The organism is Acinetobacter sp. CAU_H_S139_7, assembly GCF_058599305.1.
Window position 1 is genome coordinate 1,917,146 of the sequence record NZ_CM178651.1, and the last position, 22,170, is coordinate 1,939,315.

Annotated in this window: 23 protein-coding genes; 10 read left to right on the plus strand and 13 right to left on the minus strand. The window is 40.3% G+C overall.

Translation table 11 applies throughout. The features are described 5' to 3' along the window. Positions 1–82 precede the first annotated feature (82 nt). The 3 genes from AC4MC0_RS09380 (at position 83) to AC4MC0_RS09390 (ending at position 1,940) form a co-directional block, all read left to right on the plus strand. A protein-coding gene (locus AC4MC0_RS09380; protein WP_087554504.1) for an IS5 family transposase occupies positions 83–905 on the plus strand; the annotation gives its coding sequence in 2 pieces (ribosomal slippage) (positions 83–463 and positions 465–905; 822 coding nt in all). A gap of 45 nt (positions 906–950) precedes the next feature. Beyond that, complete coding sequence (locus AC4MC0_RS09385) at positions 951–1,199, plus strand: hypothetical protein (RefSeq protein ID WP_004696981.1); 249 nt, start codon at positions 951–953, stop codon at positions 1,197–1,199. A gap of 201 nt (positions 1,200–1,400) precedes the next feature. Beyond that, on the plus strand, positions 1,401–1,940 hold the full coding sequence (locus AC4MC0_RS09390; RefSeq protein WP_005401206.1) for a lecithin retinol acyltransferase family protein: 540 nt from the start codon (positions 1,401–1,403) through the stop codon (positions 1,938–1,940). Here the strand turns inward: AC4MC0_RS09390 and AC4MC0_RS09395 are convergent. The 3 genes from AC4MC0_RS09395 to AC4MC0_RS09405 all read right to left on the minus strand — a co-directional run bounded on the left by AC4MC0_RS09395 (position 1,934) and on the right by AC4MC0_RS09405 (position 5,225). Next, the gene (locus AC4MC0_RS09395) at positions 1,934–2,395 is read right to left on the minus strand and encodes an SRPBCC domain-containing protein (protein WP_004696977.1); all 462 of its coding nucleotides are present in this window, start codon (positions 2,393–2,395) and stop codon (positions 1,934–1,936) included. The genes AC4MC0_RS09390 and AC4MC0_RS09395 overlap by 7 nt on opposite strands. Positions 2,396–2,514: 119 nt before the next feature. After that, a complete protein-coding gene (locus AC4MC0_RS09400; protein WP_005401205.1) occupies positions 2,515–3,426 on the minus strand; it encodes a bestrophin family protein in 912 nt (303 codons plus the stop codon). Positions 3,427–3,506: 80 nt separating this feature from the next. Next, a complete protein-coding gene (locus AC4MC0_RS09405) occupies positions 3,507–5,225 on the minus strand; it encodes a glutamine--tRNA ligase/YqeY domain fusion protein (RefSeq protein WP_490737897.1) in 1,719 nt (572 codons plus the stop codon). Positions 5,226–5,460: 235 nt separating this feature from the next. On the opposite strand from AC4MC0_RS09405, the gene AC4MC0_RS09410 reads away from it, so the two are divergent. Both AC4MC0_RS09410 and AC4MC0_RS09415 read left to right on the plus strand, forming a co-directional pair. Continuing rightward, positions 5,461–5,970 (plus strand): peptidylprolyl isomerase, encoded by a 510-nt coding sequence (locus AC4MC0_RS09410; protein ID WP_004696971.1) that lies wholly within the window; start codon positions 5,461–5,463, stop codon positions 5,968–5,970. Between the two features lie 118 nt (positions 5,971–6,088). Continuing rightward, the gene (locus AC4MC0_RS09415) at positions 6,089–6,808 is read left to right on the plus strand and encodes a UDP-2,3-diacylglucosamine diphosphatase (RefSeq protein ID WP_490737898.1); all 720 of its coding nucleotides are present in this window, start codon (positions 6,089–6,091) and stop codon (positions 6,806–6,808) included. A 62-nt stretch (positions 6,809–6,870) separates the two neighbouring features. On the opposite strand, the gene AC4MC0_RS09420 is transcribed toward AC4MC0_RS09415, so the two are convergent. Then, positions 6,871–7,098: a hypothetical protein gene (locus tag AC4MC0_RS09420; RefSeq protein ID WP_004696967.1), complete on the minus strand. Its 228-nt coding sequence runs from the start codon at positions 7,096–7,098 to the stop codon at positions 6,871–6,873. Positions 7,099–7,703: 605 nt separating this feature from the next. On the opposite strand from AC4MC0_RS09420, the gene nfsB reads away from it, so the two are divergent. Next, positions 7,704–8,357: an oxygen-insensitive NAD(P)H nitroreductase gene (gene nfsB, locus AC4MC0_RS09425; RefSeq protein ID WP_005401202.1), complete on the plus strand. Its 654-nt coding sequence runs from the start codon at positions 7,704–7,706 to the stop codon at positions 8,355–8,357. Positions 8,358–8,650: 293 nt separating this feature from the next. Here the strand turns inward: nfsB and AC4MC0_RS09430 are convergent, their stop codons facing one another. The 4 genes from AC4MC0_RS09430 to AC4MC0_RS09445 form a co-directional block, all read right to left on the minus strand. After that, entirely contained in the window at positions 8,651–9,508 is an 858-nt protein-coding gene (locus tag AC4MC0_RS09430) for an EamA family transporter (protein ID WP_005401200.1), read from the minus strand. Between the two features lie 93 nt (positions 9,509–9,601). Continuing rightward, positions 9,602–10,639 carry a class II fructose-bisphosphate aldolase gene (fba, locus tag AC4MC0_RS09435; RefSeq protein WP_004696956.1) on the minus strand — a complete coding sequence of 346 codons (1,038 nt, stop codon included), beginning with the start codon at positions 10,637–10,639 and terminating at the stop codon, positions 9,602–9,604. A gap of 121 nt (positions 10,640–10,760) precedes the next feature. Then, a complete protein-coding gene (locus tag AC4MC0_RS09440; protein ID WP_004696954.1) occupies positions 10,761–11,036 on the minus strand; it encodes a hypothetical protein in 276 nt (91 codons plus the stop codon). A gap of 149 nt (positions 11,037–11,185) precedes the next feature. Next, positions 11,186–12,376, minus strand: a complete 1,191-nt coding sequence (locus tag AC4MC0_RS09445; protein WP_058869696.1) for a phosphoglycerate kinase — start codon at positions 12,374–12,376, stop codon at positions 11,186–11,188. Positions 12,377–12,515: 139 nt separating this feature from the next. Between AC4MC0_RS09445 and AC4MC0_RS09450 the strand changes: the two genes are divergently transcribed. Further along, entirely contained in the window at positions 12,516–12,902 is a 387-nt protein-coding gene (locus AC4MC0_RS09450) for a DUF2237 family protein (RefSeq protein ID WP_491887011.1), read from the plus strand. Further along, entirely contained in the window at positions 12,899–13,492 is a 594-nt protein-coding gene (locus tag AC4MC0_RS09455) for a Maf family protein (protein WP_490737899.1), read from the plus strand. The genes AC4MC0_RS09450 and AC4MC0_RS09455 overlap by 4 nt, the downstream gene beginning before the upstream one ends. A gap of 116 nt (positions 13,493–13,608) precedes the next feature. On the opposite strand, the gene AC4MC0_RS09460 is transcribed toward AC4MC0_RS09455, so the two are convergent. Then, positions 13,609–14,031: a hypothetical protein gene (locus AC4MC0_RS09460; RefSeq protein ID WP_114837417.1), complete on the minus strand. Its 423-nt coding sequence runs from the start codon at positions 14,029–14,031 to the stop codon at positions 13,609–13,611. 193 nt (positions 14,032–14,224) lie between these two features. Here AC4MC0_RS09460 and AC4MC0_RS09465 point away from each other — a divergent pair, with 193 nt between their 5' ends. Then, positions 14,225–15,391, plus strand: a complete 1,167-nt coding sequence (locus AC4MC0_RS09465) for a ribosomal protein uL16 3-hydroxylase (RefSeq protein WP_490737900.1) — start codon at positions 14,225–14,227, stop codon at positions 15,389–15,391. 26 nt (positions 15,392–15,417) lie between these two features. Here the strand turns inward: AC4MC0_RS09465 and AC4MC0_RS09470 are convergent, their stop codons facing one another. After that, complete coding sequence (locus AC4MC0_RS09470) at positions 15,418–17,316, minus strand: sensor histidine kinase (RefSeq protein WP_279691966.1); 1,899 nt, start codon at positions 17,314–17,316, stop codon at positions 15,418–15,420. Continuing rightward, complete coding sequence (locus AC4MC0_RS09475; protein ID WP_078388851.1) at positions 17,313–17,999, minus strand: LuxR C-terminal-related transcriptional regulator; 687 nt, start codon at positions 17,997–17,999, stop codon at positions 17,313–17,315. The genes AC4MC0_RS09470 and AC4MC0_RS09475 overlap by 4 nt, the downstream gene beginning before the upstream one ends. A gap of 298 nt (positions 18,000–18,297) precedes the next feature. On the opposite strand from AC4MC0_RS09475, the gene AC4MC0_RS09480 reads away from it, so the two are divergent. Continuing rightward, positions 18,298–19,968, plus strand: a complete 1,671-nt coding sequence (locus AC4MC0_RS09480) for an FMN-binding glutamate synthase family protein (RefSeq protein ID WP_490737901.1) — start codon at positions 18,298–18,300, stop codon at positions 19,966–19,968. Positions 19,969–20,026: 58 nt separating this feature from the next. Here the strand turns inward: AC4MC0_RS09480 and AC4MC0_RS09485 are convergent, their stop codons facing one another. Together AC4MC0_RS09485 and AC4MC0_RS09490 are read right to left on the minus strand one after the other, a co-directional pair. Further along, a complete protein-coding gene (locus AC4MC0_RS09485) occupies positions 20,027–21,058 on the minus strand; it encodes an alpha/beta hydrolase (protein ID WP_078425053.1) in 1,032 nt (343 codons plus the stop codon). Continuing rightward, complete coding sequence (locus tag AC4MC0_RS09490; RefSeq protein WP_490737902.1) at positions 21,058–22,170, minus strand: YdcF family protein; 1,113 nt, start codon at positions 22,168–22,170, stop codon at positions 21,058–21,060. The genes AC4MC0_RS09485 and AC4MC0_RS09490 overlap by 1 nt, the downstream gene beginning before the upstream one ends.

Below are 22,170 nucleotides of genomic sequence, written 5' to 3' on the forward strand. Positions count from 1 at the left end.
ATTTTTTGTTACCTTACAGGCTCAATATAAAAATCAATAATAGATCTCTTGCGAAAGTAAAAACCACCTCAATATAAATTTCATGAGATATCAGAAATTAAATCGTTTTTCAGATTCTGAATTCAAACGCTTGGTTGGCGTACCTCGACAAGTTTTTACTGAAATGGTAGAGGTTTTAGAAAAAGCAGAATCACTCAAAAAGAAATCAGGTCGTCCTCATACTTTAGATATAGAGGATCAGTTGTTATTAACTCTCAATTACTTACGGAACTACAGCACTCAACTGGAATTAGCGGCAAATTACCATATCGCTGAAAGTAATGTGAATCGAACCATTAAAAAGGTTGAAGATGCATTGATGAAATCAAGACGTTTTACTCTGCCAAAACGAAGCATTACCACAGCAGACGAACACTTTAACTGGGTCATTATTGATGCGACAGAATGTTCAATAGAACGTCCGAAAAAAAAATCAGAGTAAGTTCTACAGTGGTAAAAAGAAGAAACATACGCTAAAAGCACAAGTGATCTATCATCCGAACAGCAAACAAATCATAGGGCTAGATATATCGAATGGCAGTCAGCATGATATTAAATTGGCAAGAAAAACGGTTAAGAAATTCAAACATTGTGAATATGTTATGACCGATTTAGGGTACTACGGATTAGAGCAAGATGGCTTTAAATTATTGATGCCAATAAAGAAAAAGAAGAATTTACCCTTATTTGATGTTGAGAAAAGGTACAATAAAATGATTGGAAAAATACGAGTTGTGATCGAACACATTAATAGTCAATTGAAAACATTTAGAATATTAAGTGAACGCTATCGAAATAGACGGAAAAGATTCGGTTTACGCATTAACTTAATTGCTGCACTCGTAAACCGGATAAACTTGCAATAATGACTTTCGCAAGAGATCTAATTTTTGAAATTAAAAGGTTAAGTAATGAAAAAACTACTCATAATCAGCACATGTATTACCCTTTTATCTTTAACAGCATGTAGCAAGATGCCGAAAGCTTGTGTTGAGTCTTGGGAAAAAATGGAAAAACTTGCCGAGCAGATGGGTTTGCCTGAAGAACAACTCAAAGAACAAAAAAAGAAATTTGAAGAAGACGTGAAAGCGATGAACACTGAAGAAGCAACACGCATGTGCAGTACCCAAAATTCACTTTTAGGTCTAGTGGATCAATAAACACTACTTCATCTTAAAAGAAGATGCTTGCATCCTTTTTTAATGCGATCACAAAAGCTAGATACTCCTTTCCAATCGGTCTCTTTTATTTCTATCATCGTAAACTCAAATAACCGAAACCCACTAAACAGTCGCTAATTCCCAGCAGAAGCTTTAAAATACAGATAAAAGACAACTGTAATGAATTAGCACGTATTAGGCATGCAACAACAAAAAGTCCACTACCCCTTGGGGGCTCATCTTATAGTCAAACATTTTGGCTATACGCATCACGGCATATATGCTGGGCGTGGACGTGTGATTCATTATTCAGGTTTTGCGCATCTTTTTAAAAAGCATCCGATTGAAATCACCTCCATCGAGAACTTTAGCCACGGACGCAAAATTACAGTGAATCAGTACCAAGACCCCAAATATAAAGGCCGTAAAGTGGTTCGCCGTATGCGCTCACGCATGCATGAAAACAACTACCATCTTATTATCAATAACTGTGAACACTTGTGTACGTGGGCCATTACAGGCATTGAAAGTAGCCCCCAAGTCATCAAAATGATGAACCGGCTCACCACCATTGGCTATGTAAGCTCAATGATGAGTTTCATGAACAGCCTAATGTTAACGCTCACCACCACCTGTTTTGCCTTGGTGCTTTATATCAAAAAGAAATTACGTGATAAGGCCAAACAACAGCTTGGCAACTATTTTGAGTTTAAAGAGGAACGCTCTAAAAAAGATCACTGATGTGAACGTAACTGAAAAGGCGGGAATTTATCTTCCACCAAGTTGAGCTGGATATCGTATTCAAGCCATGCCTTGGCACCATCTAGCACTGTAGTAAAGCCACCTGTTGCATCCATCACATAATGAATCAACTCATTACCCTGTAACTCAATATCATAGTTTCGAATGATCACATAGGTATTCATGCTGTCGATTTTTTCAAATACAAAATCCACTTTAGTTTTAGGCGTGCCCCATTCGATGCAGATCAGCTCATTTTCAACGACTTGTAGGACATGCGTCGAGTGCGTAATTTGGTATTTATCCCATGTCCAATCGACCATTGCACCTTTTTCTAAATAGCCTGAAGACTGACTAAACCAAAACTTGGTGGTTATAAGTGGATCAACAAAAGCGTTAAACACAATATTGACAGAACGCCGAATCAACATCTGAGTTTCGATCACGGTAGTCATTGTTATATCCCTATCACTTTTAAACTTAGTGATAGCACATCTCAACAAACCAATCATATCGAAAATTTGTTATGGCTCAGGCAATCCACTCATTTTCTGTTATGGATTTGTTCACTGCTTTAACTTAAATTGGCTCTATGCGCACTCACTGGTTCTGGCAAGGACTCATTTAAAGAACTCAGCATTTCACGCTCTATGCCTCGCACAATAGCATCTAAAGGCAAGTCATTCTCCTGAAGCCCGAAGGGTTCTTCTAACTCTGCACTTAGCGCATCTAAACCCAATAAGAGATAGGCAATTAAGGCCACGATCACCGGTGACCAAAAACCAAGACTGGAACTTAAACTAAAAGGTAAAATGAGACAGAAAGAGTACACGGCACGGTGTAACAAAACCGAATAAGAAAATGGCAGAGGTGTAGATGAAATACGATCACAACCAGCGTGAATATCTCCCATTGCCACCATATGCTTAGTCAGCATACTGTAAATAATATCGCTAATCTCACCACGCTTATACAACACCGCCAGATCTTTCTGCGTAAGCTCTAATAGATATTGCGGTGGATTAATATGCGTAGCCAATACCTCCCACTGCTCTACTGTCAGTTGTACTTTGGCTTGATAGTGGTCATAGGTATGACTTTGCTGCCGTAAACGATCTCGAAGCAAATGACTAAATAACATCACGCGATACATCAAAACTGTACGCTCTGCATCATTTAAGACATAACTATCACGAATCATATGCCGTGCGTTGGCAATCATTGCGCCCCATAGCTTACGCCCTTCCCACCAGCGGTCATAACACGCTGTATTTCGAAAGCTTAAGAAAATCGAAAGAATCACACCAAATACAGTAAACCCAATGACAGGCACTGCAGGAGCTGTCACGTAATGTTGAGTCGCTAGATAAACCAAAAGAGTTGAAATTAAAACACCGACCATCAGTGCCGGAAACACTTTCGGCAAAATGGTGCCACGCCAAGCAAAGAGTAATGCAAAGCTATTGGTTTTATCTCGAACGATCACAGTATATTCCTATTGGTTTCGCTACGAAAAGGCTCAACCGAAGTTGAGCCTTATATCTATCCAAATCAAGCAAACAGCGCTTATTTAGGCTTAAAGCTGTCTTTTAAGTCTAAAATACGGTTAAACACAGGTTTCTCTGCTGTATGGTCGTATTGATCTGCAACAAAATAACCTTCACGCTCAAATTGGAAACGGTCTTCAGGCTGTGCTTGCGCCAATGCAGGCTCAATCACCGCGTTTACAATTTTCAATGAATCAGGATTCAAGTTCGCTAAGAAATCATCGCCCACTTCAGGGTCCGACTCTGTAAACAGGCGATCATAAATACGCACTTCAGCAGGAATGCCTTTAGTCGCAGATACCCAGTGAATCACCCCTTTAACTTTACGACCTTCTGGATTTTTGCCCAAAGTTTCAGGGTCGATTGAACATTTCAACTCAACCACTTTACCGTTTTCATCTTTAATCACTTCATCACACTTAATGACATAAGCATGACGTAGACGAACTTCACCACCCGGAATTAAACGCTTGAAGCCTTTTGGTGGTTCTTCTTCAAAGTCTTTACGGTCAATGTAAATTTCAGAGGTTAACGGAATTACACGCTCACCCATGTCTACATTTGGATGACGTGAATGAGTTAAATCTATATCGTTAGGCAAATTTGTGAGTGTGACTTTGAGTGGATTCAATACTGCCATACCACGAGCAGCTGTATTTTCCAAAGACTGACGGATGCAGTATTCAAGCATTGCAACATCAACAATACCATCTGACTTCGACACACCAACACGCTTACAGAAGTCACGTAGGCCTTCTGGGGTAAAACCACGACGACGCATACCTACAACGGTTGGCATACGTGGGTCATCCCATCCATTGACATAACCACCTTCAACCAATTTACGTAATTTACGCTTAGAGGTAATGGTGTAGTCAATATTTAAACGGCTAGACTCATACTGACGTGGTACTGCTTCCGAGTGAACTTTCTCAACCACCCAGTCATAAAACGGACGGTGGTCTTGGAATTCCAAAGTACATAATGAGTGAGTAATGCCTTCAATTGCATCGGATAATGGATGTGCATAGTCGTACATTGGGTACATTTTCCATTTATCACCTGTTTGGTGATGCTCTGAATGGAGTACACGGTACAAAATAGGGTCACGCATATGCACATTTGGAGATGCCATATCAATCTTGGCACGCAGAACAGCTTCACCTTCTGCAAACTCGCCATTGTTCATTTTTTCAAAACGTGCAAGGTTTTCTTCAACTGAAGTATCGCGGTAAGGCGAGTTTTTACCTGGCTCAATAAAGTTACCACGGTTCAAACGAATTTCTTCAGGCGACTGCAAATCAACATAAGCATCACCCTGTTTAATCAGTTGAATCGCCCATGCATGGAGTTGATCGAAATAGCTTGATGCATAGCGCGGTTCGCCATTCCACTCAAAACCTAACCATTTAACGTCATTGGCGATCCCATCTACATATTCTTGTTCTTCAGCATCTGGGTTGGTGTCATCAAAACGTAGGTTGCAAAAACCATCAAACTCGTTGGCAATACCAAAGTTTAAGCAAATCGCTTTCACGTGACCAATATGTAAATAACCATTCGGCTCTGGCGGGAAACGCGTGACTACTTTTTGCGTACGACCTTCAGCCAAATCATCGGTAATCACTTGGCGAATAAAGTCTAAGCCTGGCTGTTGTTCTTGCTGCGCTGCGACAGAGGCATTGTTACTTGGTGTCGGGTTATTTGGCAGTGTTGAAACAACATCATTCGGCTTCATAGTTTAAAAATCACTTTGATGAAAAAAATTAAGGAAAAATAGGGTCCTGCTATACGAGCATAATTCTAACTGATCTATCAGTCGATTTATGAATATTTTACAGCCCCTTAAACGATATTTGATCTATTTTACAAAGAAAATAACGTTTTTACTTGCCTTGTAGTTTACAGTTTGCTTATGCTTCTCACAACCAAAAAACCCATGGCTTTGATGTCCATGATTAGGAGATTACACAATGAGTTTTCCTCAAGTCGAATTAAACACCAATAAAGGTCGTATTGTTCTTGAACTTAACAACGAAAAAGCACCAATTACTGTTGCTAACTTCTTAGAATACGTACGTGACGGTTTCTATGACGGCGTAATTTTCCACCGCGTGATCGATGGCTTCATGATCCAAGGTGGTGGTATGGATGAAAACTTCAAAGAAAAAGCAACACGTGATGCAATTGAAAACGAAGCTGATAACGGCTTAACCAATGACCTTGGTACAATTGCAATGGCGCGTACACAAGCACCTCACTCTGCATCTGCGCAGTTCTTTATTAACGTGGGTAACAACTCTTTCCTTAACCACTCTGGCAAAAATGCACAAGGTTGGGGTTATGCAGTTTTCGGTAAAGTAACTGAAGGTCTAGACGTAGTAAACGAAATTAAAGGCGTTCGTACTGGCAACCGTGGCTACCACGCTGACGTTCCACTAGAAAACGTTGTGATTGAATCTGCTAAGATCATTTCTGAGTAATTTTTAAATCCTCCCCAGCCCTCCTTTGATAAAGGAGGGAGCTAGACTCTCATTCGAATATGAGATTACCCTCCCTTTTTAAAGGGAGGTCGGGAGGGATTTTTAAAAGGAAACTTCCGTGACCTATTTGTTTATCGCTGATTTACACTTGTCACCAGATCACCCTCGACTCGTTCGGGGGTTTTTAGATTTATTAGATGCTTATAAAAACAAGAATACCCAGCTCTATATTTTAGGCGACTGGTTCAATGCATGGATTGGTGATGACTACACAGTCCCTTGGCTAGATGAAATCATTCGCGCCTTAAAAAAGTTTTCAAATGCAGGCAATCACATCTATTTCTTAGCAGGTAACCGTGATTTTGCCCTAGGACAACAGTTCCTCGACCAATTTAATGGTCAACTGTTAGCCGAAGTATGCACACTCAATCTTTCAGATCACACCATTCGTATTGAACACGGTGATCTACTTTGCACGGACGACGTATCCTATCAGCGCTTTCGTAAAATTATTCGTAATCCACTTCTGCTGAAGTTTCTAAAAAGTACGCCGCTTGGCTTTAGACAAAAATTGGCCAATGGGTTTCGTAAAAAAAGCCGTCAAGCGCAACAGTTTAAAAGCTATGAAGTCATGGATGTGAATCAAGATGCTGTTCAAGCAGCATTAAGCAATGTTGATTTACTAGTTCACGGACATACCCACCGCGCAAATATTCATGATGTCGATGGGAAAAAGAGAATTGTACTTGGTGACTGGAAAGAAGATTCCGCTCAGATTTTAGAAATTAATGCGAATGATCATCTACAAAATTTGGTATTAAAAAAATGGCAGTATTAATGCCATTTTTTGACTATACCAATCAATATTACACATAATGCTTAACTCAAGTACTTATCGCCTTAGTTCAACTCATTTAGACGATACAATTGATTAACACCGGTATAAAAGCTCAAACCATCTAAGTTCATTGGAAGAGTTTCGCCAGATTCAAGTTGAATCATATGCCCCACTTCAACCCAAATTAAACCGTGATTTGTATTTTGTTGACGTTTAAGTGGCACCAATTTTACATTGATTTCACTACCATTTACGGCTGTAGCAACACGCCATGTATTTAAAGTTGTCAAAATTTTAACTCACTAAGTGAGCTTTTTGTGATGGAACAAAGAGATTAATAAAACGGGTTTTGAATAATAATTCTGTAGTTACAATGATGATATTCAAGTCATATGCTTGAACTCAGATAGATCACAATCAGCTATATCATAGAAAAGCAGGAACAATACCTACTCGTAGTCTGCATTATACTAGGTTGTCAAGATTTAAGCAAAAGTAGCCCATTTTTTAATAGTATGACTTTTTTATTATTTTATCTGTTTGAAATAAAAAACTTTTCATGTAAATACTTTATTCACCACCACCAAATACTAGGACTTGTTCTTCTATTTTGTGTTGAGCTATCCGCACTTTGAAAGCATGCATAGACATCCTGACCTATATACTAATTAAATACATCCTCACAAAAGTGCCAAAACCATGTCATGTCATGTCATGTCATGTCATCCTATTACTTAGGGCTAGATCTATTTATAGCTATCATCACAGGCGCTTAAATGCGTATTCCGCTGGTACACATATTCAACTAAAATCTAAGTCTGTTCGGATTGTAACGTGATCACAAGTCTCCTTTCATCGGTTAGAATGAGACATCAACAATAAATTGAGTGTGATTATGGATCTGCTAAATATTTCAAAAAGTCGTTATACCACCAAAGCTTATGACCCAAATAGAAAGATCCCTCATGAACAGTTTACTCGATTATTAGAAATTCTCCGCTTAACGCCATCGTCTATCAATATCCAGCCTTGGCACTTCTTCATTGCAGAAAACACAAACGCCAAAGAGCGGATTGCAAAAGCACTAGTAGGTAAATACTCATACAATGCACCCAAAGTGCTAGATTCATCACATACGATTTTATTTTGCACCAAAGCCGATATTTCTGAGCAACATTTGGAAAATTTATTGCATCAAGATGACCTACATGGTCGTTTTAAAGATGAGGCAACTAAGCAGGGCCAAAAAGACAGCCGTTCAGGTTATGTCAACTATTACCGCAATAAAAAAGGTGATGTGCAGCGTTGGGCTGAGAACCAAACCTTTATTGCTTTAGGTCAAATTCTATTGGCTGCTGGTATTGAAAAAATTGATGCGACACCAATTGGTGGTTTTGATGAATCCATTATTAGTGAAGAGCTGGGTTTAGCCGAACAAGGTCTAATCCCTTCTGTATTGCTTACACTAGGCTATCGTAGTGATGCCGACTTTAATGCAAAATTGCCAAAGTCTCGTTTAAGCAAAGAAGATATTTTCACGCAGCTGTAATGCTATTTGTATATAAAAGGGACTTTAGTCCCTTTTATATTTTGGGCCTGAAAATTGCATTATCATGTTTAATGTCAAAACAAAAATAGTGAGGTTGCTGATGTCTGTTAAGCCCAATATGCCGATGGAATTTGAATGTGCACACTGTAATAAAATCTATTTAGGTCAGTATCAACATATCATGCGCCCTCACTATCCCGATTGCCCCAGTTGTGAGCAACCAGGGCTGTTATTAGGAATTGCAGTAATTGAAGATCTGCTCAAACACCCTTTTTCCTTTGTGCAGAACTATTTTAAACAGACATTGCGTAAGCTAAACAAGCCACGCTTGTGATACCCAACACCAATCCGATGACTGTTGGGAGTTTGAGCTTCTCTTTAAAGAAAAGCAGCCCACTGAATACACCTAGCAGCACCACCATAATATTCATACCCGCAAAGACCATCGCAGGGCTGTCCTTAAGTAGCAGATGAGCTTTGACATACAGTGCGATATTGGCAAAGTTCAACACGCCAAGACATAAACCTGCCATGACGTTCTTGGTTAAGCCGATATTTTTCGTGGTCACAGCAACATAACCGACTGACAATAAAAACGCACAAATAAACATCAGGTTTAACGCAACGGAAAACTGCACACCCAGCCCTGTTGTATATTTGAGTAAGACATCAATCAGCGCATAACCAAACCAGATTAGTGCTAAATACCACACAGCCTGTTTTTGACCCTCTCCACCACCAGAGGCATTGGTAAATAAAATGCACATCACGGCGGCAAGCCCCAAGACTACCCCGACAATTTTGAGCTGATTAAACTGTTCTTGAAAAATAAAATAAGCCGCCAATAAAGATAAAATCACAGACAAACGCTGTGCGATTTCTGTTTTGACAATGCCTGCATATTGTAAAGATTTAGCTAAAAATAAAAATACACTCGGCAACAAGACACCAAGCGCGACAATCAGCCACCACGGAGTATTTGAAATAGAAACGTGGCTTAGATCAGGTTTAAACCAGAAGTAACACAGTAAACTGGCTGAAGCATAGTTCCAGCTAATCATCTGGATCGGATCAAATCCTTTGTTTTTACCCCATTTTAAAAGAATGGAGACCACCACACTACAACAGGCCGCAGCAAATATCAGTTCCATAGCACACTCTTATTATTGTCGCCTCGAATATAAACACACATAGAAAAGCCCACATCAGGGTGGGCTTTTCCAATATAAATTATTCAAAAAGAATTATTTATAACGATCAACCATTTTCTCTAAAGAAATTGGACGAATCTTGTCGGCATTGCCCGCTGTACCAAATGCTTCATAACGGTCAACACAAATTTGTTTCATTGCGTCTACAGTTTTCGCGAAGAATTTACGAGGGTCAAATTCACTTGGTTGTTCAGCCATCATACGACGCATTGCACCAGTCGATGCTAAACGCAAGTCTGTATCGATGTTGATTTTACGAACACCGTGCTTGATTGCTTCAACCAATTGCTCAACAGGAACACCATAAGTTTCTTTGATGTCGCCGCCGTACTGGTTAATGATCGCTAACCATTCTTGAGGAACAGAGCTTGAACCGTGCATCACAAGGTGGGTATTTGGAAGCGCCGCATGAATTTCTTTAATACGATCAATCGCCAAAATATCGCCTGTAGGTGGACGCGTAAATTTGTACGCACCGTGAGAAGTACCCACTGCAATTGCAAGTGCATCCACATTGGTATCTGCAACAAACTGGCGCGCTTCTTCAACTGACGTGAGAAGCTGAGAGTGGTCAAGTACGCCTTCTGCGCCCACACCATCTTCTTCACCCGCCAGACCAGTTTCAAGGCTACCTAAACAACCGATTTCACCTTCAACTGAAACACCGCATGCATGCGCCATTTGTACTGTACGACGTGTTACATCAACGTTGTATTCATACGTTGTTGGTGTTTTACCGTCTGCACCCAATGAACCATCCATCATCACAGATGAGAAGCCCAATTGAATTGAACGTTGGCAAACGTCTGGATCTGTACCATGGTCTTGATGCATTACCACTGGAATGTGTGGCCATTCTTCAATTGCAGCCAAAATAAGATGACGTAAGAATGGAGCACCTGCATATTTACGCGCACCCGCTGATGCTTGTACGATAACAGGTGAATTTGTCGCATCTGCTGCAAGCATGATTGCGCGCATTTGTTCTAAGTTGTTTACGTTGAATGCTGGTACGCCGTAAGCATGTTCGCCGGCGTGATCCAAGAGCTGGCGCAATGAAATAAGAGCCATAATGTCCTCCCAGTTGATGCGACATATTCTACATGCTCAAAGGTTTCAATTCAGCAACAAATAACACTATTTAAAAAAAATCCCCGCAATTGCAGGGACTTTTTACAAAATTCGTGTGTATTTAGTGTGCTGTAGCCGCCGAAGCCTCTACCGCAGGATCCGCTGTTGCAGCATCTGCTGGTGCATTTGCAACTTCAGCTGGAATGTCTTTGTTCTTTTCATCCAACTCTGGCTGATCAATCGCATCAATTGCCGCTTGTTGTTCAGCCGTTACAGCTTCTTCAACTGCTGCTGTTTCAGATGCCGCAGCGGTTTGCTCTGGTGCTTCATTTTTCTTACAAGCAGTCAGTGCCAATGGTGCTAACAAAAGTGCAGCAAGGGTCATTTTTAAATTCATAATGTTTTCCTAGAACAGATGATTTAATGCCCTATAGTTTATTTCAGCATTATTTCATTTTCATGACTGAATGATGAATAGATTTGTTAAGCCCATAAAAAAAGGTTGACCGAAGTCAACCTTTTTACAACAGCATGAGCACACAATAATTATTGTGCACGCTCTATGAGCGCTGCAACTGCTGGAAGTGTTTTACCTTCGACAAACTCAAGGAAAGCACCACCACCAGTTGAGATATAACCGATTTTGTCAGCAACTTCGTATTTATCTATAGCAGCTAAAGTGTCACCACCACCTGCAATAGAGAAGCCAGCAGATTCAGCAATTGCTAAAGATAATGTTTTAGTGCCTTCGCCAAATTGATCAACCTCAAATACGCCCACTGGGCCATTCCAAAGAATCGTTTTTGACGTTTTTAAAATGTCTGCAAATGCTTTTGCTGTTTCTGGACCTACATCCAAAATCATGTCATTGTCAGTCACATCTTCAACTTTTTTCACGACTGCTTTAGCAGCAGCCAATGAACCCAAGAAATCTGCAAAATCGATTTCAGAAGCATCAGCTACTACAACATCCGTTGGAAGCGGTACAGAAACTTTTGCCGCAATTGCTTTTGCTGTATCAATCAAATCATTTTCACACAATGATTTACCAACATTGAAGCCTGCTGCTGCCAAGAACGTATTGGCAATACCTCCACCCACGATCAATTGATCACAAATATCAGAAAGTGATGTCAACACATCTAACTTAGTCGATACTTTAGAGCCTGCAACAATCGCAACCATTGGTTTTTCAGGTGTTTGTAATGCACGACCAAGTGCATCTAACTCAGCCGCCAATAAAGGACCAGCAGCTGCAACTTTCGCTAAACGTGCCACGCCTTCAGTTGATGCTTCTGCACGGTGTGCTGTGCCGAATGCATCCATCACAAATACATCACAAAGTGCTGCGTATTTTGCAGCAAGTTCTGGGTTATTTTTCTTTTCACCTGCGTTAAAACGACAGTTTTCAAGGAGTACCACTTGACCTGCTGCAACTTCAACACCGTCAAGGTAGTCCGTCACTAATTGAACGTCTTGACCCAATGCTTCAGTCAAATACGCAGCAACAGGTGCTAGTGATTGTTCTGGTTTTGGCTCACCTTCAACTGGACGACCAAGGTGAGAATAAACCATTAGGGCTGCGCCTTGTGCTAACGCTGCTTTAATTGTTGGTAAAGCGGCACGTAAACGTGCATCGCTTGTAATCACACCATTTTTAACAGGAACGTTTAAATCTTCGCGAATAAGAACACGTTTACCCGTTAAATCGAGGTCAGTCATACGCTGAAAATTCATGTAGAGCTCTCTTTCTATATATAAAAATCGCGTCGATTTTAAATGATTATGCAGAAAAAGGTTAGCTTCTTTTGCAGAAAAGCAAACGAAAGGCAAAGTTTTGCTATCATAGTGAAAAGTCTCACTAGATTTAGCATTTATGTCTATTCATCCTGATCCAAATCTAAACCGTTTAAACGTTTTGGGTGAACCTTTAGCCAGCTGTTGTTATTCCCCGATCACGGGATATTTCCGTAATGGCTTTTGTCATACAGCACCTTCCGATTTGGGACAACACACGATCTGTGTCGAAATGACCTCTGAGTTTTTAAATTTTTCTCAGCGAGTGGGTAATGATCTTATTACCCCTGTGCCTGAAGTTGACTTTCCAGGTCTACAACCTGGTGATTTTTGGTGTATCTGTGTGACCCGTTGGGCAGAAGCTTATCAGGCCGGTTTTGCGCCTCCTGTTAAAGTTCAAGCTTGCCATCAAGCTGTACTGTCTTACGTACCCCTAAATGTGCTTATGGAATATGCTGTCGAATGAATACTTCAGAAATTATCTTGGCATCAAGCAGTCAAACTCGTAAAGACCTCATGAATCGTTTACGTCTAGACTACCGCTGCGTTGTCCCTGATATAGACGAATCGCCTCGTGGTGAAATCCATGCCGATGATTTAGCCAAACGATTGGCTTATGAAAAAGCGCACGTCATTGCGTCACAGAACCCTGAAGCAATCGTGATTGGCTCAGATCAAGTAGCATGGCGTGAAGGTGCACCCGATATTTTTATTGGTAAGCCATTGAGTACTGAAAAAGCCATTAAACAACTACAAGCCAATTCGGATAAAATTGTGTACTTTAGTACCGCACTCAGCGTGCAGCAACACTCAACTGGCTTTGAACGTAGTCTAGTTGAACACTATAAAGTCAAATTCCGTAAACTGGGCCTACATGAAATCCAGCGTTATGTTGAAGTTGAACAGCCACTGATGTGTGCAGGAAGCTTCAAGTGTGAAAGCCTTGGTATCAGCTTATTTGAACAAATGATGGGGCAAGATCAAACCACGTTGATGGGTATGCCTATGATTCAGTTATGCAATATTCTGCGTGAATTAAAAGTACTTGTGCCTTAATTCTGTAGAAGTATTCTTAGATGCTTCCCCAATAAATTGAACAGCAGCAGGTGTTGCTGTTCGTTTCTGAGCATTAAATTTAACAACAGCATAAATATTAATATATGACCAATCGCTCAAAGATTTTTAGACGAATTTACTGAGAGATAAGCTTGAATGAGTCGTTTAAAATACATTCGAATTAATAGACTACGGTACAGCGTAATCAGCATAAAAAGAATAAGAAATGAAAATAGACCAATATTATTAGGGTCAAAGCTACTCACACTTTCCCTCTGTCTAAAGAGATATTTGACAAATAACAATGCCAATACCAAATAGCCATACCACATTTTATTATATAGCGGATGATCTTCAGCGAGACTTTTGGCCTGTCTAAAAAGTAAGATATGCTGATATTGCGGCACCTTAGCCAAATCTTTTGTTTCGTATATCCTATCGATTGAGGATGATTTTTTCGCTAATTTGGACTGACTTTTCTCTCTTTCTTTTTGCAATATCTCATTCGCCATTTTCTCGGCATCTTCTTTACTTAACATTATTTTTCTTCACTATATTTTAGACCTATTATGCTGTAAAAATTTTGATGCCTACAATCATAGCGACTGAGACAAACTTAATTTATTTAAATCAACCAAGCGCATTTAAATAAATCTAACGATACTTGCACATAGACCTTCGATCATAAGACAATAGTCACAATATTGTTTTAAATTTGCTTAGGCTATTTTCATGTCCCAATCTCTTGATGTTCTTGGCGGTATTACAGCTGAACAATTCCTTGCCGAATATTGGCAAAAAAAGCCATTATTGGTCCGCAACGCGCTGCCTGAAATTATCAATATTTTAGAACCTAGCGATATTATGGAACTGGCTTTAGATGAAAATGTCACAGCTCGTCTCATCAAACAAAAAGACCGTGACCCAAATCAGTGGTCGGTCAAATCTTCACCGCTGTTAAAAGCTGATTTCCAAAAGATGCCAAAACTCTGGACTTTATTGGTTCAAGCCGTAGACCACTACTCTTTTGACTTAGCAGCACTGTGGAAAAAATTTCCTTTTATTCCGCAGTGGCGCCGTGATGACATCATGGTGTCTTATGCACCTAAGGGTGGCTCTGTCGGAAAGCATTTTGACTTTTACGATGTCTTTTTAGTTCAAGGTTATGGTCATCGTCGTTGGCAGTTGGGTCAAATGTGCGATGCTGAATCTGAGATTGTTGCAGGCCAACCTTTAAAATTACTGCCTGAAATTGACGTACATTTTGACGAAGTATTAGCACCAGGTGATCTACTTTATGTACCACCAGGTTTATCACATTTTGGTGTAGCCGAAGATGACTGCCTGACTTTCTCTTTTGGCTTCCGTATGCCAAACGTCACCGACATGGTAGACCGTGTAGGCGACAAACTGTCTGATAACGCGCTATTGCGTAATCCTTTGCTCGATATTGTTCGTGACCAAAAAAGCCCGATCGGCCAATTAACACAAAACGAATTGGATTATTTAAAAGCAGAAATTTTGGCGCAACTACAAAATTCAACTTTGCTTGAAGATGCCATTATGACCTTGATGTCAGAGCCAAAGTACCCTGAAAATATTCCTGATGCTGAAGAAATTGGCACAGGAGATTTAGAAGGTATTTTAGACCAAGGCTATCAGCTGATCTTAGAACCCGCTTCTCGCCTACTTTATACCAACAATGAAGATGAATTCTTATTTTGGGCAAACGGTGAAGGGCTATGCATTTCGGAGCAATTTGCACCATTACTCAAGAATTTAGCAGATGGTGAAGCACTGTTACTTGATGAAAGCTTATATGATGCCGATATTCTAGAAGACATTGCGATGCTGATGAACGAATCCGTCTTAATGCTACTCCCACCTGACGAAGCTTAAGCAAACCAAGTGCTGGGTAGTCTAATCTACTCAGCACTTTCTCCCTCACCAAACCTTAAACTGGCAATAATTTTGGTACAGCCTTTTTCAGATTCGATATTGAGCTCAGCACCAATTTTTTCTAAACGCATTTTCATACTGCGCATACCAATGCCCATCCCGTGGTTAAGCACACACTCCACATTAAAACCTACGCCATCATCCTGAATAATCATGACCAAGTGAGTTGTACTTGGATAATACATTTTTACATCAATATGCCGTGCTTGACTGTGCTTCATAATATTAGTCAAACTTTCTTCAAGAACACGAATTAAAGTCAAACATTGTAGTGCTGTCGGTTGTATTTCCCATGCCTCTGGAATGCTCCAAGTCGCCTCAATATCCAACTCATCCATGATCTGACTAAACCGATGCCGAACAGGAGCAATCCATAACACAGGATTATCTGGCGTTTTGTTATTGGTTAAAGAACCACTATCAATAATTTGTCTTAAATCATCTCGAAGCAATTTGAGGATGGATAAAAATTGTTGATTCGACATGGTGCTGGAGCTCTGATCCACTAAAATCATGGAACGAACCAAAGATGCACCCAAACCATCGTGCAAATCATGCGCTAAATGAATACGCTCTTGTAGGCGGACATTTTCAAGCTCTAATTGATGTCGAGCATATAAACTAGAGGACAGATTACTGGTCACAAAGCTCACTCGTTGCTCAAGTTCACTATTAAATCTTTGTATTTTTTTAATATTTTTATCTAATCGTGTTGCGAGAATAATCACAATAAAAAAAGTGATCACCGGTGAGGTATACGGCGACAAAGGCTGATGGTCATTAATATGTCCATCAAAAAGTAGTGAAATATCGTAAAGCATGACGATAAGAATCACACTTAAACAAACCGCCAACAAAATAAAATCACGGCGCTTGGTTTTATAAGCGCGATAAATCACAAAGCAGAATGATGCGATAAATAATGCAATACATAACAAGAAAATCACAGCAAATACGATATTGACCATCAAACTTGGGATAAACAAGATGGTGACAATACACACTGCAGCAACTAAAAATAAGGTTTTCTCTAATTCAGCAAACTTTGTTTTCACAAAGCGCAGTAAGTAAATGGAAAAGCAAACATTGTATAAAACAAAAAAAGTCAGGTTAGTTTTCATGACCCACAAGGAGTTTGGATATGGAAACACTTCTCGGTTGATGACATTCCAAATAAACAATACCCAAAACAAACAGCTAACAGAAAACCACAGAAATGTCGTTTCATTGCGTCTAAAAAACCAAATGACAAAGCACACCAAGCCTAAGGTGGTGGAAATGACTAAGTTGACTTGAAACAGCGCCCTTTTATTCCAAATTCGTTTTTGTTGTTTATCATATGCTGTTGTGATGTCAGAAAATTCTAAATTACCTAAACCCGGACTTTCATAACTATTACCAACCACATAGACCCAAATGTCATTGTTTTTTTGTTTTAAGCTTTCGACAGGAAGGATCCAAAAACGCGGAGTATTCCAACTTTTTGATAGGGGTTCAACTAAATGCTTATCTTTCCAAAGCAGGTTTCGATTAAAAAAAACAGCGCCTGCGCTACTCATGCCTTCCACAGAAAATGCTAAAGGCTGCTTCAGTTCATTACTGTCGTTACAACTCCAATGCCAATTAAAATGGTACCAAACGCCACCATCGTAATGTGGCCAGCGTTCTGTCCACACGTCAGGGTTTTTGACCTCTACCCATCCAGTCTTCGGAACAACATCGACAGAACTAGTTTTCACCGCAGAAATTTTATCGACATTCACTTTACAAGTTGGACTAACAGCAAAGTTGGTTTGCGCATAACTGGCAAAACTAAGCACACACAAACACAGTGTGACAAAAATGCTCAGCCAGCCATTTCTCATAAAATACCTAAAGAACGCGCAGTGCTGACAGCTTTGGTTCTTTTTGAAACAGAAAGCTTGCGGTAAATATGCTTAATATGGCTTTCAACGGTATAGCGCGAAACAAATAATTGCTCAGCAATTTCGCGGTTACTCAGGCCTTGTGCCACCAAGTTGAGAATTTCAGTTTCTCGATTGGTCAGTTGGTCATAGTCCTGACCATCCAACTGCTCTACACGCTCAGTTTGGGGGGTATTTGAGGTTGAGATTTGATTTAAAATTTCGCGAGCAATAAAGGGATCAATCGGCGCTCCGCCGCGCAAAATACTCCGTATCGACATCAATACTTCAGCATCATCACGTTCTTTCAGTACATAGCCATTCGCTCCTGCCTTAATCGAGGCAAATAAACTTTGCTGTGTACTCCATGCCGAAATCACCAAAATTAAGGCGCTTTCGTCTATCTCTCTAAGTTTTTCAATTAAGGTAATACCATTTCCATCGGGCAACCCTAAATCAACTAAGGCTAAAGAAATCGGCTGTGATGCAATGATTTGCATGGATTCAGCTAAATTTTTAGCAAAAATCAGCATATCTTGACTATAGCCTAGCTCCGACAGGATCAGATCTAGGCGCGAGCGAATCATGGCTTCATCTTCCACGATTAAAACAGGTGCAGGCAAAACAGTTTCCTTATTTTTCACTGAAGCTTCCCCTTTTTCTTATCATTCTTCAACCACACTATACCGATGCAAGCTTGGCCTAACCTATCCCTAGAAGTAAGTAATTTATAATTTTTTCTTTTGAACAATAAGTGCTTATTCATATTCATTTTATATACTTTAAATTCTGAAAGATATCAATCTGTATAAAATATATCCATAATTTTCATATTGGATTGCTCCTGCGAATAATAACGGGCTTAACAACAATTTATTACTTGTAGATGAAATAGAGACTTGGCACATTAGGTCTAAACAATCAGGAAGGATGCCCAGCCATATGTCTAGCCCTGCTCAATCCATACGTCATAAATTACTCAATACTTTTTTTTCACGGCACTCCATTTGGCTACTGTGTATTTTTATTTTCTTGAGCATTTCTTTTTTTCATTATAGCCACCCCCCTATCTATATTAATTATTTTATTTCGGACACTTTACTGAACAGTATTTGGCTGATAACTGGTTTACTGAGTCTTGTTGGCTTGCATGATGTTTTACAAAATAAACATTCGATCTTAAAGAACTACCCGATTATGGGGCACTTTCGTTTTATTTTTGAAGATTTTCGCCCTGAAATTCGCCAGTATTTTATTGAGGCCGATCAAGACGCACTGCCTTTTTCACGGATGCAACGCAGTTTGGTCTATCAACGTGCAAAAAACCAAAATGCAGATAAACCATTCGGTTCCATTATCGATGTCTATGCAGACAACTACCGCTTCATGACTCATTCACTAAGCCCATGCACACCTGCTGACCCTAAAACCTTCCGTATTCTGGTGGGCAATTCGCAATGTTCACAACCTTATAGTGCTTCTATTTTCAATATTTCAGCCATGAGTTTTGGCAGCCTGAGTGCCAATGCCATTCGCGCTTTAAACAAAGGAGCGCAAATGGGCGGTTTTTACCATGATACTGGCGAAGGCAGTTTAAGTCCGTACCATCTTGAATATGGAGGCGATATTGTTTGGGAGTTAGGCAGTGGGTATTTTGGCTGCCGTACTCTAGATGGGCAATTTGACCCTGAAAAATTTGCCGTTCAAGCCAAACGACCTCAAGTCAAAATGATCGAAATCAAGCTCTCTCAGGGAGCAAAACCAGGCCATGGCGGGATTCTACCGAAAGATAAAATTTCTGAAGAGATTGCCGAAATACGGGGCGTCAGTCGTGATCATGACTGTGTTTCTCCTTCAAGTCACTCTGCCTTCAAAACACCTATTCAGATGATGCATTTTATTCAAAAACTGCGTGAGCTATCTGAAGGTAAACCAGTCGGATTTAAGCTGTGTATTGGCCAGCCTTGGCAGTTTATGAGCATTGTCAAAGCCATGCTACATACTCAAATTATTCCCGATTTTATTGTGGTAGATGGTTCCGAGGGCGGGACTGGTGCAGCACCTATCGAACTGATAGACAATATGGGCGTACCACTACGTGAAGGCTTACTTTTTGTACACAATACACTGGTCGGTGCTGGTTTACGTGACCAGATCAAAATTGGTGCCAGTGGCAAATTGGTTAGTGCCTTTGATATTGCCAGTACCATGGCAATTGGTGCAGATTGGGTCAATTCTGCACGAGGGTTTATGTTCGCGGTGGGCTGCATTCAAGCGCAAAGTTGTCATACCAACCAATGCCCTGTCGGTGTTGCGACACAAGACAAAGAGCGTCAAAAAGCAATCCATGTGCCCACCAAAGCCGAACGTGTACTTCATTTTCATGACAACACATTAAAGGCACTTTCAGAAATGATTGCTTCAGCGGGCTTAAAACATCCAGCAGAAATTAAAGCACGCCATTTAGCACAGCGTATTAATGACCGAGAAATTCGAAACTATGCGCAGCTGCATTTTTGGTTAAAAGATGGTGAACTGCTGTCTTGTGAAAATAAAGATGAAGAGAACTTCTATTTCCGTATGTGGAATATGTCCAAATTAGAACATTTCTAAATAAAAAGGAGGCTCTATCAGCCTCCTTTTTATTTTCGATAAGAGAAATCACAGAATGTTAGTAATATCCACTCGATGAACCCTGCGCATGTAAAAAAGCTGGAATTAGACCTGTTAATGCCGCACGAATATCTGAACGTTCATTGATCAATTGATGTGAACCTTCCTCCAACATCAATAAAGTCTGTAAGCGAAACTTTTCACGAATAAACTCAATGTTATAACGCCAGTCTACCGTCTGATCCAGCGCACCTTGGGCTAACCAGACAGGAATGCGACAGGCTGGGCGCTGCTCCATTTCCAACATCCATTTGGACATAGCCAAAATCCAATCCATACCCATCATACGAGGTTGTAGCGGATCTTTTAAACGAACAAAGCGTAAGAACTCAGGGTTATGGTTATTCCGCCTAAAATGACGCGGCACTTGACGTTTAATCCGTCGAATAATGCCTAATCCAACCGAGTTATGCCACCAAGCGGATTTTGCAGGTCGAATGAGTGGCGACAACAACAAAACACGTTGCACATAAGGGTTTTCACGGCGTTCGGCAAACTCAAGCAAATGATGCATCAAAATTGCACCACCAGTGCTCTGCCCTATGCCTAGCCACGGTTGCGGTAGCTGTTCTGCATGTTTGACATAGCGCACCACAGCATGTAACACATCTTGATAATGATCAAAATTTTGAATATTCGCAGGTGATCCATCACTGAGTCCATGCCCCGGAAGATCATAGGTCAGTACACTAAAGCCTTGGTCAAGCAACTCTTTAATAATGGGTTGATAAATTCCGCTATGCTCTAAATAACCATGCAACAGGCAGACTGAACCTTTAATTTTTTCAATTTTAGGTGCAAAAACTTGGACATGCAGCTTAAACAAAGGCATTTGAACATAACCTTGCCAGTGATCACAGTCCAATGCGTCTAAACCGTATAAACGACGATAAGACACCATCTCTACCGATGCCTCATACGGCTGGTTTAGATTCAAAGGCATTAATAGCTGTGGTGTCGTCTCACGACTCGGCACAGGAAGTTCAAGCTGTTTGAGTACAGAAGGATTTAAAAAAGGAAGTTCAGGCATTATGGAATCTCCCTACAGTCACTCGAACCAAACAGTACATCGCGTATCGTTGCGAGCATTTCATAATTGGCACGGCGACTATGATCATAATTTTGTTCACTTGGACGCCATTGGGTTAATTGGGTCGGCATAGGTGCCTCTATCGGCTGTGTTTCGATACCATTTAAAGCAAATAAACGGCGTGTACGTGGCATATGATATTGATCTGTAATTAAAATCACTCTAGGTGCACCACCTTTTTTCTGCAACAGCAAAGAGCTAAAGCGCGAGTTTTCGCAGGTGTTCATACTACGATCTTCCAATAGTTTCGCATCGACTCCACGTGCCTTTAACCATTTTTGCATATACGGGGCTTCGACACCGCTAAGCACAATGGGCAACTTAAACTGCTGTTCGACCTGCAATGTGGTTTCAAGACGTAATCGCGTATATTCATTCACCACAATATCTTTACGATTTTTGTCTAAAGTTAATCCACCACCCAAAACAACTATGGCATTCGGCATGTTTAATGCCGCTTTTCTCTCTTCATTTTGTGCATGTATTTGTGCGATGTCCTGATAGATTTGTTCATCTATCGGCTCTTCCTCTACAGTCTCAACTTTATGTGTTTTTAAAAAGTCGAGATAATGTTCCATCAAGGCTTTATTTTCTTTGCTATTCAGCTCTAGCAGTTCTTTGACATTTTCAGTCGGGTCAACCTCAGAACTTGCCGTCTCAACCACCAAAGGAATTTGAGGCTTTTGCTCTTTTTCTTGCTCTTCACGCTGTTCAGACATAATTAACTGTTGTAGTGCTTTATAACGTACCTGAATCGTGGTTAGGTTTTGCGAATTATGTTCTTTGATTTGCTCTTCCATCAACTGTAAGTACGCTTGGCGGGCAATCCACAAATCAGAACCCGGTTCTAAGCTTTCTTGCTCACTGAGTGCTGCCATTTTTTGACTTTGTGCTGCAACTTCATTGACATCTACAGGGACAAAGGCATTCAATGTCGCCACAATCAGCTTAGAATAAAAAGGTGTATAAATAAAAATCATTAAACAGCCGAAAAATGCAAACAGCACCGAAGTGATTTGCATTAAACGCACCATTTTATGGGTTTTACTCAT